The organism is Chryseobacterium indologenes, assembly GCF_018362995.1.
Lineage (GTDB): Bacteria > Bacteroidota > Bacteroidia > Flavobacteriales > Weeksellaceae > Chryseobacterium > Chryseobacterium indologenes_G.
Genome location: NZ_CP074372.1, coordinates 3,430,968 through 3,444,237, shown reverse-complemented (window position 1 = coordinate 3,444,237; position 13,270 = coordinate 3,430,968). Strand labels below are relative to the sequence as shown.

Sequence of the window (13,270 nt, the reverse complement as noted above, 5' to 3'; positions counted from 1 at the left end):
AATACAAGCAAAAATGGCATTCGACTGGTTTAAAAGAAAAGCAAAAAACATTACCACTTCTACTGATGAAAAAAAGGACGTTCCCAAAGGCCTTTGGCATCAGACTCCATCCGGAAAAGTTGTGGAACATGATGAACTAAAGAGAAATAACTATGTTTCTCCTGAAGACGGATTTCATGTAAGAATAGGAAGTGCGGAATTTTTTGACATCCTTTTTGACGGTGGTAAATTTACCGAACTGGATGCCAACGTTGAAAGTATTGATATCTTAAACTTCAAAGATACAAAGCCTTACAAAGACCGTTTGAAAGAAGTAAAAGCAAAGACCAAGCTTACTGATTCTATCAGAAATGCTGTAGGAACCGTAAAAGGAACTGAAATGGTAGTTTCTTGTATGGATTTTGCTTTCATCGGTGGATCTTTGGGTTCTGTAATGGGAGAAAAGATCAGAAGAGCAGTAGACTACTGTATCAAGCACAAACTTCCGTATATGATTATCTGTCAGTCCGGAGGAGCGAGAATGCAGGAAGCCACTTACTCTTTGATGCAGTTGGCAAAAGTTCAGGCTAAGCTGGCTCAGCTTTCTGAAGCAGGACTTTTATACATCGCTTATCTTTGTGACCCTACATTCGGAGGAATTACTGCTTCTTTCGCAATGACTGCTGATATCATCATGGCAGAGCCGGGAGCATTGATCGGTTTCGCGGGGCCAAGAGTAATCCGTGAAACAATCGGTAGAGACTTACCGGAAGGATTCCAGACATCAGAATTCTTACAGGAAAAAGGATTTGTAGATTTCATCGTAAAAAGAACTGAAATTCAGGATACTGTTGCAAAAACAGTAAATTTATTAGCTGTAAAAGCATAGTATCTGTAACAAAAACAATACAATCTCTCTCTAATTAGGGAGAGATTTTTATTTATGAGGACTTTTAAGATATTTTTCAATACCATCAGAAGTATGAGTTTTAAAAAGATTATACGTCTTTTATCACTTATCCTTCCCCATCCTCTTTTTGCCCTGCTGAGCTTTCATGCCACGGTAAAGGCGTTTACCATAGCGCAGAAAAAATTTCCTAAGACAGCCTCCACAAATGGAATTGGAAATGCATTCAGACATGCTCTCTGGTGCTGCTTCATTATGATGTACTGCTGTAAAATTTCTTCCCCTAAAAAGGCGCTTGATTTCTGCAAAAGAATAACAGACCTGCATGAAGAACTTTTCCCGAATGAGCCTTTGGAAACCAAAATGGATCTTCATAATAACAAAATCGGAATGGATTATTTCATGGAACTTTTACCTGGAATTCACCGCCAGTTTTTTGAAAAAAGCTTTTTTGTAGAAGCCTTGGTCAAAAAAATGGATGATGCAAAGGTTCTAAAAAATCTTGAAGACGATTTTGAGGGGCATCTTGTTTATCTGGAAGAATAATCCTTTTATTTAAAACCCGAAACCATCATTAATTTATTTCACGTCAGAATAACAAAAGACTTTAGTTATTTTTGTGGTTTAAAGTATTTTTGATAAGTTTAAACAATTAAATCAATCAGATGGTTCTCAGCAGAATTTGGTCGGCTTTTATTATCATTGCCATTGCCATTGCCAGTATAAAATATGTTTCGTCAGGTCACTACAAAACCATTTTCAATGATATGGTAGTAGGAAAAGGAGGTGATACAGTGAAGATTGCATCCCAGCCTATGAACAGCCTCTCCCCTGTTGTAAGAGACAGCCTGATGAAAAAGAATGATTTTGCAGACAGCAGAATTCATTATAAAACAGATTCTTTAAAACAAAATGTAAATGTTTATCGCGTTCAGGAAGCTGATGGAGTCATCGGAACCTCTGAAACTGCGGTGAAGATCTGTCTTGGTCTTATAGGAATTATGACCCTGTTTATGGGATTCATGAGCATTGCTGAAAAAGCAGGTGGAATTAACCTTTTAAGCCGTCTGATACAGCCTTTCTTCTCAAAACTATTTCCTGATATCCCTAAAAACCATCCCGCATTTGGACATATGCTGATGAACTTCAGCGCCAACCTTTTGGGACTGGATAATGCTGCCACTCCTTTTGGTTTAAAAGCTATGGAAAGCCTTCAGACTTTAAATCCAAATAAAGAGACAGCCAGCAATTCACAAATTATGTTCCTGTGTCTTCACGCCGGAGGAATGACTTTAATTCCCGTCTCCATTATTGCTATCAGAGCATCAATGGGTTCCAAAACACCTACAGATATTTTCCTGCCCTGTATGATTGCTACTTTCGCAGCTACTTTGGCGGCAATGATTATTGTTTCTTTATACCAGAAAATCAACCTTCTCCGTCCGGTAGTCATCGCTTATGTGGGGGGAATTTCAGCTATTATTGCTTTATTGGTTCTGTACCTTATACAATTGAGTAAAGATGAACTGGATGATTTCAGTAAGGTATTAAGCAATGGTCTTATTCTCTTTATCTTCCTTGCAATTGTATTAGGTGCTGTTTATAAGAAAATCAACGTTTTTGATGCTTTTATTGAAGGTGCAAAAGAAGGATTCACGACCTGTGTCAAGATTATTCCTTATCTGGTTGGGATGCTGATTGCCATTTCCCTGTTACGAACTTCAGGAGTTTTTGATGTGATCATTGACGGAATGAAATGGGTTGCGAATGTTGCGAATATGGATCCAAGATTCGTAGACGGGCTTCCGACAGCTTTAATCAAGCCTTTATCAGGTTCAGGAGCCAGAGGAATGATGGTGGATACGATGAGTACTTTCGGAGCTGATAGTTTCCAGGGAAAATTGGCAGCCGTACTTCAGGGAAGCTCAGATACGACGTTTTACGTAATTGCAGTCTACTTTGGTGCCGTAGCCGTTAAGAATACAAGATACACTGTAATTGCTATGCTTCTGGCCGATTTGGTGGGCGTTATTACAGCAATCGCATTGGCATATTTATTCTTTGCTTAATAAAAAAGTTGCTAGTTGCTGGTTTCTAGTTTTTTACCCGTAAAAAAAGATATTAATGAGTTACGAAAAACTTGACATTTATAATATTGCTTTTGAATTGTTTATTGAAACACATAAATTATCGCTCAATGAATTATATGAATTAGGAAGCCAATTGAGACGTTCTGCAGATTCTGTTTGTTACGACATTGCAGAAGGTTATGGAAGAAACAATTACAAAGGTGACTTTATCAGATTTCTTACTTACTCTCAGGCAAGTTGTGACGAAACAGTTTGTCACTTGTCAAAAATCAACCGTCTCTATCCGGATTTAAGCTCAGACTTTAAAGAAAAATCAGAACAATACAAACTCTTAGGAGGAAAAATCAATAACTTTATAAAATACGTCCAATTAAGCTGGCGAACCTAATCCAAACCAACAACTAGCAACTAGCAACAAAATGCCCTATTATGATTACCGATAAAGAATTCACCCTAAGACTCATCCGCCAGTTAACCCAGGCATTGGAAAAACTGATTCTGGATAAACCTGAAGAAAGTTTAATGCAGAAAGAACTGGACTTTGATACTCTGATGAGAGACATTTTTAAGATGAGCTTCACAGAAGTTTCTTCTAAAACTAAAGAAGAAATGATTGCCCTCGTTAATGAAAGACAGGAAAGGGATCACAAAGATTATTATGAAATGCTGGGGAACCTTTTCTATTTCAATAGCAGACATGATCAGAACAAGGATTTTCAGGATAAAGCAAAGACTTTCTATGAGTTGTATCTTCAGACCAGCGGCATTTTTGCCCTTCCGATTATTAACAGAATCAATGAATTAAAAAAAGCACTTGAATAAAGTGCTTTTGTATTTTTAGAATGTAATTTTATAAGTTCCGGTGGAAGAAGTATTGGCTTTCTCTGCTTTTACATATTTCTTAACCCAGGCTACAGATGTAGATGATACACAAGGATCTGAAACACCTCCCGCCCTTCTTGCAGACACTACATTTCCTGCTTTATCTACAGTGTAGGCAATAGTAATTGATCCGCTTGCTGTACAGCTGTGAGAAGGCTGTGCTCCTCCTCTGCCCATTGTCCCGGGAATATATCCTACCAGCTTTCTGTCTATTCCTACTTTACTGTCTCCGTTTCCGTCACCTCCTAAAGGATCTCCGGCGTTTCCTATACCCTCACCCGTTCCCTGGCTTCCGGCTTTTGTTCCTCTTCCTTTGATCAGGTTTCCAATAGCCGCATTTCCTTTTCCATCTCCATTTCCTGTTTTTGAATTGGCAGTGGCAGTTCCGGATTTTTTAGTATTCTTAGAAGCGCTGGTGCTTGTTGCTTCCTTTTTTTCAGCTTTTTTTGATTCCTCTTTTTTAGGAACTGTTGCTTTTGAATTATTTCCTGTGATGACTTTCTCCTTTGCTTCTACTTTCTTCGGTTCGGGTGCCGGTTCTGGTTTTACAATAGTTTTTGTTTCCGGAACAGGTGTTTCTGCAGGTTCAGGTGTTACTTCTTCTGTAGCTGCTGCAAGACCTCCCGGCTGTTCAGCAGGTTCATCAATCCCTTTCCCGTTTCTATTGTCGCCGAAGTTCATCAACATGGTAGTAACCACTTCAGGATCTTTATCCAATTCAGGTTTTAGTTTATACAAAAAAACAAAAAGCAAAATAGCAGCCCAGATAAGAACAGAAAGCAGGGCGCTCTTTATTCTATCTTTGTTTTCTTCGTTTCTGTTTGCTGTATAGCTTCTCATCTTAACACGTAATTCTTTCCGGAAATCCGGATTTGTTATTTATCTTTAACGGTTGCAATTGCAATGTTAAACTTATGTTTTTCAGCAATTTCCATTACAAAAACAACATCTTTATGCAATGTGTTTTCGTCAGCTCTGATTGTGAACGATTGATTGGTCTGACCTGCCAGTTTATCTACAATACTTTTCTCCAGTTCCCCTTTATTAACAGGATTGTCATCTACAAAGAATGAGCCGTCCGGCTTAATACTTACTGTTACAGGATTAGGAATATTATCGTCAACAGCTCCGGCTTTCGGCAGATTCACATCAATAGCACTTTGATTGGCGGCAGAAGATGTGATCATAAAGAAAATCAGCATCAACAGGATAACGTCTGTCATCGCTGCTAAACTGAATTCCGGGTTTGCTTTATTTCTTCTCTGAATTTTCATCTTAAGAAAGATTTATAAAGGTTTGTTGATAAGATCTAAAAATTCTCCTGACATATTCTGAGCCTTCAGTACAAACTTATCAATCCTTGTCAATAAGATATTGTAACAGAAGTTAGCAGGAATGGCTACTGCCAAACCTACAGCGGTCTGTCCTAATGCGGTATAAATACCTTCTGAAAGTGTTTTCGGGGAGAAAGATCCTGTGGCATGGGATAAATTAAAGAAAGCGATAATCATCCCGATTACTGTACCCAAAAGCCCTAACATCGGTGCAATACTCGGTACTACAGCCAAAAGGTTCAGATTTTTCTCCATATTGGCAACCTCTACCTGAGCCTGCGCCTCCATAGCACTTACGATATCAGAAACAGGACGCCCCAATCTTGAGATTCCTTTTTCTAAAATTCTTCCTTCCGGAGAATTCTGTGTTTTGCAATAATCTGTTGCAGCCTCTATTTTTCCAGCTTTGATAAAGTCTTCAATATTGTTCATAAAGTTGGAATCCGTTTTTGAAGTCAGTCTTTTGATAAAGAAAAATCTTTCAAAAAACAGATACAGAGAAAATATTCCCAACAGCAATACCGTGACCATCACTATTTTAGCGAAAGCTCCTCCATGGAACATGATTTTCCAGAATGAGAACTCTAAGTTGTCTGCAGCAACTGCAGGTGTAGCGATTTGTGCAAATAAAATCTGAGAAAGTTCCGTTAACAGCATTAAATGTGAATTTTATTAAATTTTCAACGACAAATGTAGTAGAATATTATGAATTGAACTCTTAAAAATTGCTTAAAAACAACTTAAAATTTGTTACAATTCTATCAATAGCAAATTTCTCTCCAAAAATAATTTGAAAAGAAATCCGGTATAAAAAAGGATGAAGACGATCGTTAATCCTCGTCTACCTCAATATCATCCTGCTTGAATTCGCATTTTAATCTAAAAGGAATCGGTGTATCAGATCCGGTATAGAAATCATCAATGGTCCCCTTCCAGATGACCTGAAGCACTCCTTCCTCATTTTTTTCGAAAAGGAGCTCATTGTCATAGATATAGGCATCTTCGTCGTCGAAAAGGTCTACTTCTGTGTAGGTTTCTTCATCAGAGTCATTGATTGTGATAGTTTTTCCTTCTATTTCCGCTGATTCTATAGGAAAATCAAAAACTTCAAGTGAAAGCTGCGGAAAGTTGTACTGTAGTGAATCATCGTCTACGTGATCCAAACTGTCATCCGTAATAACTTCAACCTCTAAAAAATGTTGTTGGTTACTGTAAACCGCCTTACAATAAGTATTTCTGATATTGTATTTTAGCGTTTCTTCCGGATGGTAAATTTTTAAAATCCCTTTCATTATTTCTTAAAAAAGAGCTGTAATAATATGATTGTTAAACGTTTTAGACAAAGATAAAAAATTGATTCAAAGTTGAAAGGATTTTGAAAATAATTTTTTAAAATCAACTCCTACCATAAGTCTGAATATCCCAATAATACTTACTTTTGTTTTCATAAAGATTCTGAAAATGAAAAACATTTTATCAAAAGGTATTCTTGCACTAGGATTGATGATCGGTATTGCTTCATGCAAAAAATCGGATTCTCCTCTTACGAAAGTGACTCCGAGCAACCTGGATTCTATTGCTTCCAACTATTATGAGCAATATCTTAAGTTATACCCTTTAGACGCTACATCTCAAGGAGATACGAGATACAACGACCAGCTTCCTATCAATATTGATAAGGATTTTATTTCAGGAGAAGTAGCTTTTTATAATTCTGTACAGAAACAACTGGAGCATGTAGACTACAAGGCTCTTTCTGATGAAGATAAGGTGGTGTATGATGTGCTGGATTATACTTTAAAAGATAAAATTGAGGCCTATGCCTATCATCCGGAATATATTCCTTTCACACAATTCGGGGGTCTTCCGCTTACTTTTCCGCTGTATGGAAGCGGACAGGGCAGCCAGCCTTTCAAAACTGAAAAGGATTACAGCGACTGGCTGAAAAGGATGGAAAAATTCCCGGAATGGATGGATGCCGCAGCAGACAACTTCCGTGAGGGAATCAACAATAAGGTAGTACTTCCTAAAAAACTGGTTATCAAAATGATTCCTCAGATGAAAGCCGAGGAAATCACAACCTCTGATATGGAAAAGAATATTTTCTATGGACCGATTAAAAACTTCCCGAAAAGCTTCACTCAGGATCAGAAAGATAAATTTTCAGCACTTTATAAAGAAGCTATCACCAAAAAAATTATTCCGGCTTATACTAAAATGGGCGTATTTTTAGAAAAAGATTATCTTCCTAAAGCCAGAGATACAGACGGATACAACAGTCTTCCCAATGGAAATGAAATTTACAGCTATTATGTAAAAACCTGGACAACAACTAAGAAATCTCCTGATGAGATCAATAAGATTGGTCAGCAGCAGGTAGCTATGCTTCGTGCAGAAATGGAAAAAGTAAAGAAACAGGTAGGTTTTACCGGAAGTCTGGAAGAATTTATCACTTTTGTGAAAACAGATCCAAAGGCAATGCCTTATAAGACTTCTAAGGAGGTTTTAAATGCCTTCAACGGTATTCTGACGAAGATTACTCCGAAACTGAAAACAATGTTTAACGTAACTCCAAAAACAAAGTTTGAAATCAGACAGACGGAAAAATTCAGAGAGGCAAGCGCCAGTGCAGAATATATTCCGGGAACTCCTGACGGAAAAAGAGCAGGTATATTTTATGTTCCCCTTCCTGACCCTACGAAATTCAATGTTACTTCAGGAATGGAGTCTCTTTTCCTTCATGAAGCAATTCCAGGGCATCATTATCAGGTTTCTTTACAACAGGAGAATACTAAGCTTCCAAAATTCATGAGATTCGGATGGTTTGGAGCGTATGGTGAAGGATGGGCCCATTATTGTGAAACTCTAGGTCCTGAATTTGGTTTATATACTGATCCTTACCAGAAAATGGGATATCTGAGTGATCAGATGTTGAGAGCTGTACGACTTGTAGTGGATACAGGACTTCATACCGGAAAAATGTCAAGAGAAGAAGCCATTAAATATTTCTTAAGCAATATTTCTTACGATGAAGGATCTGCCACTGCAGAAGTAGAAAGATACATGGCGATGCCGGGACAGGCTTTAGGCTACAAAATAGGTTCTTTAAGAATCCGTGAACTGAGAGAAAAGTATCAGAAAGAACTTGGAAACAAATTCAATCTGGCAAGCTTCCATGATGAAGTATTAAGTCAGGGATGTCTTCCTTTGGACGTTCTGAACAGGAAAATGGAGCTTTGGGCTCAAAAACAGAAATAAACTTACATTAATAAAAGGGTACATTGAAAAAAGTACCCTTTTTATTTACTCTTCTAAATAAACAAAATTGATATGATCACAGAAAGCCTTAGATCTCTTTACACCAGAGATTTGAACAAATTAAAAACAGAGATAGAAGCCTATCAAAATGAAGAAAATCTATGGAAAATTGATAAAAACATAGCCAATTCTGCGGGTAACCTGGTTCTTCATTTGGTTGGAAACCTCAACCATTTTATAGGAACGCATCTTGGAAACACAGGATATGTAAGACAACGTGACCTGGAATTTTCTTTAAAAGATGTTCTAAGAGCCGAACTTATTGAAAAAATAGAGGCAACTACAACAATGATTGATTCTACTCTTTCTCAATTATCAGAAGACGACCTGAAAAAAGAATATCCACTGGTTGTTTTTGAAAATAAAATGACCACAGATTACTTTATGATTCACCTGATTGCTCACCTGGACTATCATTTAGGTCAGGTCAATTACCACAGAAGGTTGTTGGATTATTAAATACATTTCCTCTCTCACATAAATCATGTTAAGGTTTTGAACCTTGACATGGTTGCATAAAAAAATTAAAATAAACGCAGTGATAATAAAGTAATTGTTGCGTTTTATTTTTAGTTCGCAAGGGCGTTTCACTTAGCGAGGAACTTTTGTCTTAACTGAACGAAGTGCCTTTGCGAACCATTTCAACGCAATTTTTATAAAATCTTTGCGAACGTAGCACTATAATCATTGAATTATTTCTCAAACATCATTTTCGTAATAAAATCTTTCTCTCCTTTCCCTCTTGCCGGAGAATATTCTCTTCCATAGAAAATGATCTGAAGATGAAGCTTATTCCATACTTCTTCAGGGAATAAACTTTTTGCATCACGCTCTGTTTCTACTACATTTTTTCCTGACGTAAGCTTCCACTGCGTCATCAGACGGTGAATATGGGTATCCACAGGAAAAGCAGGAAATCCGAAACCCTGACTCATTACTACTGAAGCCGTTTTGTGTCCTACGCCCGGAAGAGCTTCCAATTCTTCATAAGTCTGGGGAACAATACCATTATGTCTTTCTAACAGAAGTTCGGCCATTCTCTTCAGGTTTTTGGCTTTCGTGTTGGATAATCCTATTTCTTTGATGAGTTCTTTGATTTCAAATTCTTCCAGCTTAGCCATTCTTTGAGGCGTTCCTGCTACCGCAAAAAGTTCGGGCGTAACCTGGTTTACTTTTTTATCTGTAGTTTGTGCAGAAAGTGCTACGGCAACCATCAATGTATAGGGATCAGTGTGATCTAACGGAATAGGAGTGGTGGGATATAATTTATCCAGTTCTCTCTGAACGAGCTCAGCTCTTTGTTTTTTTGTCATGTAACCCTTAAATTTGAACAAAATTAAATCATTATGCTGAAAGTTGGAGATAAATTACCTGAATTTGAAGAACTCAATCAGGACGGAGAAACAGTAACCTCATCAAAATTAATTGGAAAAAAGCTAGTGGTTTTCTTCTATCCGCAAGCAAATACACCAACCTGCACGGTGGAAGCCTGCAACCTGAGTGATAATTATACTAAGCTAAAAAAAGCAGGATTTCAATTATTGGGAATAAGTGGTGATTCTGTAAAAAAGCAGAAGAATTTCCACAGCAAGTTTGCATTTCCTTATGATCTTATTGCGGATGAAAATCATAACATCATTGAGAAATTCGGGGTATGGCAGGAGAAAAAAACATTTGGAAAAACCTATATGGGAATTGTAAGAACCACTTTTATCTTTGATGAAAATGGCATTTGTACAAGAGTAATTGAAAAAGTAACTTCAAAGACGGCTGCTGAGCAGATTCTGGAGGGATAATTTCTTTTTAAACACAGATATCACGAATATTTTCACAAATAACACAGATACATAGTTGTATTATTTGTGAAAATATTTTTTTGATTTATTATTCTGTTTCGTAATAGTTTAATTCTTCAGTTTCTCCGGGAAGAGTGACATGTTTTTTAAACCTTAATCCCAACTTTTCGATTAGTTTTTGGGAAGAAACATTATCTTTTGAAATAATCGCTGATATTTTTGTTAACCCGAATTCATCCATTCCAATAGATTTAACCTTCTGAGCCGCTTCAAAAGCATATCCTTTACCTTCAAACTCTTCCAGCAGAGAATATCCTATATCCACGATATCCAAGCCTTCTCTTTCAAAGATTCCTACGGCACCTACTTTTTCATTTCCTTCCTTCGTCACTAAAAGATAGTTTCCGAATCCCAGCCTTTCAATCTGTGGAGCAAATCTGTTTAAGATATAGTTTTCAGCATCTTCAATGCTATTGACATTACGATTGCCGATATGTTGAATAAATTTTGGTCTGTTATAAAGCTCAAAAACAAAGTCTTTGTCTTCACGGGACATGGGACGAAGTATTAATCGCTCAGTCTCGTAGGTTTTATTTGCGCTTGGGTGTTTTTCTGGGCTCATCTTTCTTTGGTTCTTCTTTTTTTTCGATTTTTAAAAGTCTCGGGTTATTAGCACACTTTTTATTGTAAAGCTCAATATAGGTTCCATTGTCCTTCACATTACTTACAGCACCTGTTGACTTATTTACAGTCACCGTATAATGCGTTTTCTGATAAGGACATTCCTTTGAGGTTAGTTTTCCAAGGTCAAGATAATAATTCGATTTGTCTTCATGATAGTTACCTGCAAGGTCTTTGAATTCCTCATCCACCATATATCCTTCGGCAGCCAGCATTACAGCAGCTTCCTGCGCATTATCAATCCGGTCTATGAACTTCTTAAGTCCTTCAATATCGGTAATATAATTAACTTTTCCACCTTCTGAATAAGCAATATAATAAAAGCTGTCTTCACTGGGAAAAAGATTAAATCCGGAAAATTGAGGGGTATAATCCACCTTACCCGAAATTTTTATTTCTTCACCTTTTCCATAGCTGTTGTATACCAGTATCCATGAGTCTACCCTATTGCCCGGATTGATCTGCTGTAGAATATTCGGAATGCTTGAAAATTTTTTCTTCTCCTGAGAAAATACTAAGACTCCCAAGAGTAAGAATGTAAGAATTGTAAATCGGGTTGCAGCTTTAATCATAATTTAAAAATCAGCAGAAAATATACCAAATATTACATAAACTTATCTCCTTTCTTAAAGTTTTTTAAGTCAAGAACATAATCTTTTATAAGCTGGTCGTTATCCCGCGGGCAGATAAGAAGCGCTTTATCGGTATCTACAACAATGTAGTTTTCAAGGCCGTCAATGATAACCGCCTTGTTATTATTTCTCAGACGGATAATGTTTCCTTTTGAGTTATAGGAAAGTAAATGCTTTAGTTTTACCGCATTTCCGTCTTTATCTTTTTCTGTATTTTCGTAAACAGAGGTCCATGTTCCCAGATCGCTCCATCCTAAATCTGACGGAATCACATATACATTCTTTGCTTTTTCTAAAATCCCGTTATCAATAGAGATTTTCTGCACTTTTGGATAAATGGTTTCAATACAGCTGTTTTCCTTTTCAGAATTGTATTCGCAAGCCATAAAATGCTGCATCATCTCCGGAAGATAAAGGTCAAAAGCATGGTGAATACTTTTTACATTCCAGATAAAAATACCTGCATTCCAAAGGAAATCACCGCTTTCCAAGAAGCTTTGGGCAATTTCAAGGATAGGCTTTTCTGTGAATGTTTTCACTTTAAAATAGTCAGAACCCTTCTTTTCTACAAATTGAATGTAACCGTAGCCCGTATCAGGCCTTGTTGGAGTAATCCCTAACGTTACCAGATAATCATGTTTTGAAGCTACCTCAAATGCCAGCTCCACTTTTTCCAAAAAAACATCCTCTTTAAGGATCAGGTGATCTGCCGGAAGCACAATCATTGTTGCATCCGGATTGATCTCAGCAATCTTGTTGGCCATGTATAGGTTACATGCAGCCGTATTTTTCATAAGCGGTTCCCCCACAATATTTTCTTCAGGAATCTCCGGAAGCTGCTGATGGGAAAGAGCCACATACTCTTTATTCGTAATCACGAATATTTGCTCTTTAGGAATTACCTTGCTGATTCTGTCATAGGTCTGCTGAATCATAGTACGCCCGGTACCTAAAATATCCTGAAACTGTTTTGGAAATTTCTGCGTGCTCATCGGCCAGAACCGGCTCCCGATTCCTCCCGCCATAATAACGCAGTATCTATCTGATTTTAACATTCTTAACTACATTTTTCTACCCTGGCTAATGGCTTGAAAGAATACTTCCTTCCAGTAGCCAGGTTCTTACAAAGATAGTTTTTTTTAACCAGACCTTCTAATAAATACTTTTCGTTGCGGTATATAAAAAATTCCCCCTTCTGCAGTTCCTCGATAAAATGAAGAGTATCATCTTGTTTCTCAGTATGAAAATACCTTACCAGATCAGGGCTGGCCATGAAGTTCGCTTTGGGTGATTTTGAAAATTTTATAATGATAGGTTTTAACTCTTCATCATAAATTTCAAGACTTTCAAGGAGCATATTTCTGAAAGTTTCTTTCCATTCGTTACCGTGGGGAGAAATTCTTCGTCCATATTTTTCAAACGCAATCAGGTGCGCGAGCTCATGGGTCAGTACAAAGAAAAAAAGTTGCGGGGTAAGTGTAGAGTTTACCGTTATTTCATGGGAATTGTCCGGAAGCTTTCTGTAATCTCCCAGTTTCGAATTTCGGTTTCTAGTAACCTTTATATGTATATAATAATCTGAAAACCAGGTTCTTAAATATTTAAGAGTATTGTTTTTAGGTAAATATTTTTCTAATGATTGAATTGGCAT

At 37.2% G+C, this 13,270-nt stretch carries 17 protein-coding genes; 8 read left to right on the top strand and 9 right to left on the bottom strand.

Annotated features, from left to right (window positions below; all coding sequences use genetic code 11):
• The first annotated feature begins 13 nt into the window (after positions 1-13).
• The 5 genes from accD to DYR29_RS15580 all read left to right on the top strand — a co-directional run bounded on the left by accD (position 14) and on the right by DYR29_RS15580 (position 3,798).
• A complete protein-coding gene (gene accD / locus DYR29_RS15600) occupies positions 14-868 on the top strand; it encodes an acetyl-CoA carboxylase, carboxyltransferase subunit beta (protein WP_047095043.1) in 855 nt (284 codons plus the stop codon).
• 54 nt (positions 869-922) lie between these two features.
• Positions 923-1,432, top strand: a complete 510-nt coding sequence (locus DYR29_RS15595) for a DUF6973 domain-containing protein (protein ID WP_213277585.1) — start codon at positions 923-925, stop codon at positions 1,430-1,432.
• Between the two features lie 119 nt (positions 1,433-1,551).
• Entirely contained in the window at positions 1,552-2,955 is a 1,404-nt protein-coding gene (locus DYR29_RS15590) for a nucleoside recognition domain-containing protein (RefSeq protein WP_213277584.1), read from the top strand.
• 55 nt (positions 2,956-3,010) lie between these two features.
• On the top strand, positions 3,011-3,364 hold the full coding sequence (locus DYR29_RS15585) for a four helix bundle protein (RefSeq protein WP_213277583.1): 354 nt from the start codon (positions 3,011-3,013) through the stop codon (positions 3,362-3,364).
• Positions 3,365-3,405: 41 nt separating this feature from the next.
• Complete coding sequence (locus DYR29_RS15580; RefSeq protein ID WP_142717428.1) at positions 3,406-3,798, top strand: hypothetical protein; 393 nt, start codon at positions 3,406-3,408, stop codon at positions 3,796-3,798.
• Between the two features lie 15 nt (positions 3,799-3,813).
• Here the strand turns inward: DYR29_RS15580 and DYR29_RS15575 are convergent, their stop codons facing one another.
• The 4 genes from DYR29_RS15575 to DYR29_RS15560 all read right to left on the bottom strand — a co-directional run bounded on the left by DYR29_RS15575 (position 3,814) and on the right by DYR29_RS15560 (position 6,484).
• Positions 3,814-4,698, bottom strand: a complete 885-nt coding sequence (locus DYR29_RS15575) for a ferric siderophore ABC transporter substrate-binding protein (protein ID WP_213277582.1) — start codon at positions 4,696-4,698, stop codon at positions 3,814-3,816.
• Positions 4,699-4,733: 35 nt separating this feature from the next.
• Entirely contained in the window at positions 4,734-5,132 is a 399-nt protein-coding gene (locus DYR29_RS15570) for an ExbD/TolR family protein (protein ID WP_213277581.1), read from the bottom strand.
• 12 nt (positions 5,133-5,144) lie between these two features.
• A complete protein-coding gene (locus DYR29_RS15565) occupies positions 5,145-5,849 on the bottom strand; it encodes a MotA/TolQ/ExbB proton channel family protein (RefSeq protein ID WP_047422081.1) in 705 nt (234 codons plus the stop codon).
• Positions 5,850-6,022: 173 nt separating this feature from the next.
• A complete protein-coding gene (locus tag DYR29_RS15560; protein ID WP_047422080.1) occupies positions 6,023-6,484 on the bottom strand; it encodes a hypothetical protein in 462 nt (153 codons plus the stop codon).
• A gap of 169 nt (positions 6,485-6,653) precedes the next feature.
• On the opposite strand from DYR29_RS15560, the gene DYR29_RS15555 reads away from it, so the two are divergent.
• Both DYR29_RS15555 and DYR29_RS15550 read left to right on the top strand, forming a co-directional pair.
• Positions 6,654-8,450 (top strand): DUF885 domain-containing protein, encoded by a 1,797-nt coding sequence (locus DYR29_RS15555; RefSeq protein ID WP_213277580.1) that lies wholly within the window; start codon positions 6,654-6,656, stop codon positions 8,448-8,450.
• 72 nt (positions 8,451-8,522) lie between these two features.
• Entirely contained in the window at positions 8,523-8,969 is a 447-nt protein-coding gene (locus tag DYR29_RS15550; RefSeq protein ID WP_213277579.1) for a DinB family protein, read from the top strand.
• Between the two features lie 233 nt (positions 8,970-9,202).
• On the opposite strand, the gene DYR29_RS15545 is transcribed toward DYR29_RS15550, so the two are convergent.
• Positions 9,203-9,823: an endonuclease III domain-containing protein gene (locus tag DYR29_RS15545; RefSeq protein WP_213277578.1), complete on the bottom strand. Its 621-nt coding sequence runs from the start codon at positions 9,821-9,823 to the stop codon at positions 9,203-9,205.
• 33 nt (positions 9,824-9,856) lie between these two features.
• Between DYR29_RS15545 and bcp the strand changes: the two genes are divergently transcribed.
• Positions 9,857-10,306 carry a thioredoxin-dependent thiol peroxidase gene (gene bcp, locus DYR29_RS15540; protein WP_213277577.1) on the top strand — a complete coding sequence of 150 codons (450 nt, stop codon included), beginning with the start codon at positions 9,857-9,859 and terminating at the stop codon, positions 10,304-10,306.
• 88 nt (positions 10,307-10,394) lie between these two features.
• Here the strand turns inward: bcp and DYR29_RS15535 are convergent, their stop codons facing one another.
• The 4 genes from DYR29_RS15535 to DYR29_RS15520 are packed head-to-tail and all read right to left on the bottom strand — an operon-like array spanning position 10,395 to position 13,270.
• On the bottom strand, positions 10,395-10,928 hold the full coding sequence (locus tag DYR29_RS15535; RefSeq protein WP_213277576.1) for a GNAT family N-acetyltransferase: 534 nt from the start codon (positions 10,926-10,928) through the stop codon (positions 10,395-10,397).
• Positions 10,897-11,559, bottom strand: coding sequence for a hypothetical protein (locus tag DYR29_RS15530; protein ID WP_213277575.1), 663 nt, complete (start codon positions 11,557-11,559; stop codon positions 10,897-10,899). Before DYR29_RS15530 ends, DYR29_RS15535 begins: the two co-directional genes overlap by 32 nt.
• Before the next feature lie 32 nt (positions 11,560-11,591).
• Positions 11,592-12,674, bottom strand: coding sequence for a mannose-1-phosphate guanylyltransferase (locus tag DYR29_RS15525; RefSeq protein ID WP_228408576.1), 1,083 nt, complete (start codon positions 12,672-12,674; stop codon positions 11,592-11,594).
• Positions 12,675-12,676: 2 nt separating this feature from the next.
• Positions 12,677-13,270, bottom strand: a complete 594-nt coding sequence (locus tag DYR29_RS15520) for a SprT-like domain-containing protein (RefSeq protein WP_213277574.1) — start codon at positions 13,268-13,270, stop codon at positions 12,677-12,679.

What these genes read in the sequence shown, in the direction of transcription:
- accD (WP_047095043.1), top strand. Translation starts at nt 14, where the DNA reads ATGGCATTCGACTGGTTTAAAAGAAAAGCAAAAAACATTACCACTTCT.
- DYR29_RS15595 (WP_213277585.1), top strand. Translation starts at nt 923, where the DNA reads ATGAGGACTTTTAAGATATTTTTCAATACCATCAGAAGTATGAGTTTT.
- DYR29_RS15590 (WP_213277584.1), top strand. Translation starts at nt 1,552, where the DNA reads ATGGTTCTCAGCAGAATTTGGTCGGCTTTTATTATCATTGCCATTGCC.
- DYR29_RS15585 (WP_213277583.1), top strand. Translation starts at nt 3,011, where the DNA reads ATGAGTTACGAAAAACTTGACATTTATAATATTGCTTTTGAATTGTTT.
- DYR29_RS15580 (WP_142717428.1), top strand. Translation starts at nt 3,406, where the DNA reads ATGATTACCGATAAAGAATTCACCCTAAGACTCATCCGCCAGTTAACC.
- DYR29_RS15575 (WP_213277582.1), bottom strand. Translation starts at nt 4,698, where the DNA reads ATGAGAAGCTATACAGCAAACAGAAACGAAGAAAACAAAGATAGAATA.
- DYR29_RS15570 (WP_213277581.1), bottom strand. Translation starts at nt 5,132, where the DNA reads ATGAAAATTCAGAGAAGAAATAAAGCAAACCCGGAATTCAGTTTAGCA.
- DYR29_RS15565 (WP_047422081.1), bottom strand. Translation starts at nt 5,849, where the DNA reads ATGCTGTTAACGGAACTTTCTCAGATTTTATTTGCACAAATCGCTACA.
- DYR29_RS15560 (WP_047422080.1), bottom strand. Translation starts at nt 6,484, where the DNA reads ATGAAAGGGATTTTAAAAATTTACCATCCGGAAGAAACGCTAAAATAC.
- DYR29_RS15555 (WP_213277580.1), top strand. Translation starts at nt 6,654, where the DNA reads ATGAAAAACATTTTATCAAAAGGTATTCTTGCACTAGGATTGATGATC.
- DYR29_RS15550 (WP_213277579.1), top strand. Translation starts at nt 8,523, where the DNA reads ATGATCACAGAAAGCCTTAGATCTCTTTACACCAGAGATTTGAACAAA.
- DYR29_RS15545 (WP_213277578.1), bottom strand. Translation starts at nt 9,823, where the DNA reads ATGACAAAAAAACAAAGAGCTGAGCTCGTTCAGAGAGAACTGGATAAA.
- bcp (WP_213277577.1), top strand. Translation starts at nt 9,857, where the DNA reads ATGCTGAAAGTTGGAGATAAATTACCTGAATTTGAAGAACTCAATCAG.
- DYR29_RS15535 (WP_213277576.1), bottom strand. Translation starts at nt 10,928, where the DNA reads ATGAGCCCAGAAAAACACCCAAGCGCAAATAAAACCTACGAGACTGAG.
- DYR29_RS15530 (WP_213277575.1), bottom strand. Translation starts at nt 11,559, where the DNA reads ATGATTAAAGCTGCAACCCGATTTACAATTCTTACATTCTTACTCTTG.
- DYR29_RS15525 (WP_228408576.1), bottom strand. Translation starts at nt 12,674, where the DNA reads ATGTTAAAATCAGATAGATACTGCGTTATTATGGCGGGAGGAATCGGG.
- DYR29_RS15520 (WP_213277574.1), bottom strand. Translation starts at nt 13,270, where the DNA reads ATGCCAATTCAATCATTAGAAAAATATTTACCTAAAAACAATACTCTT.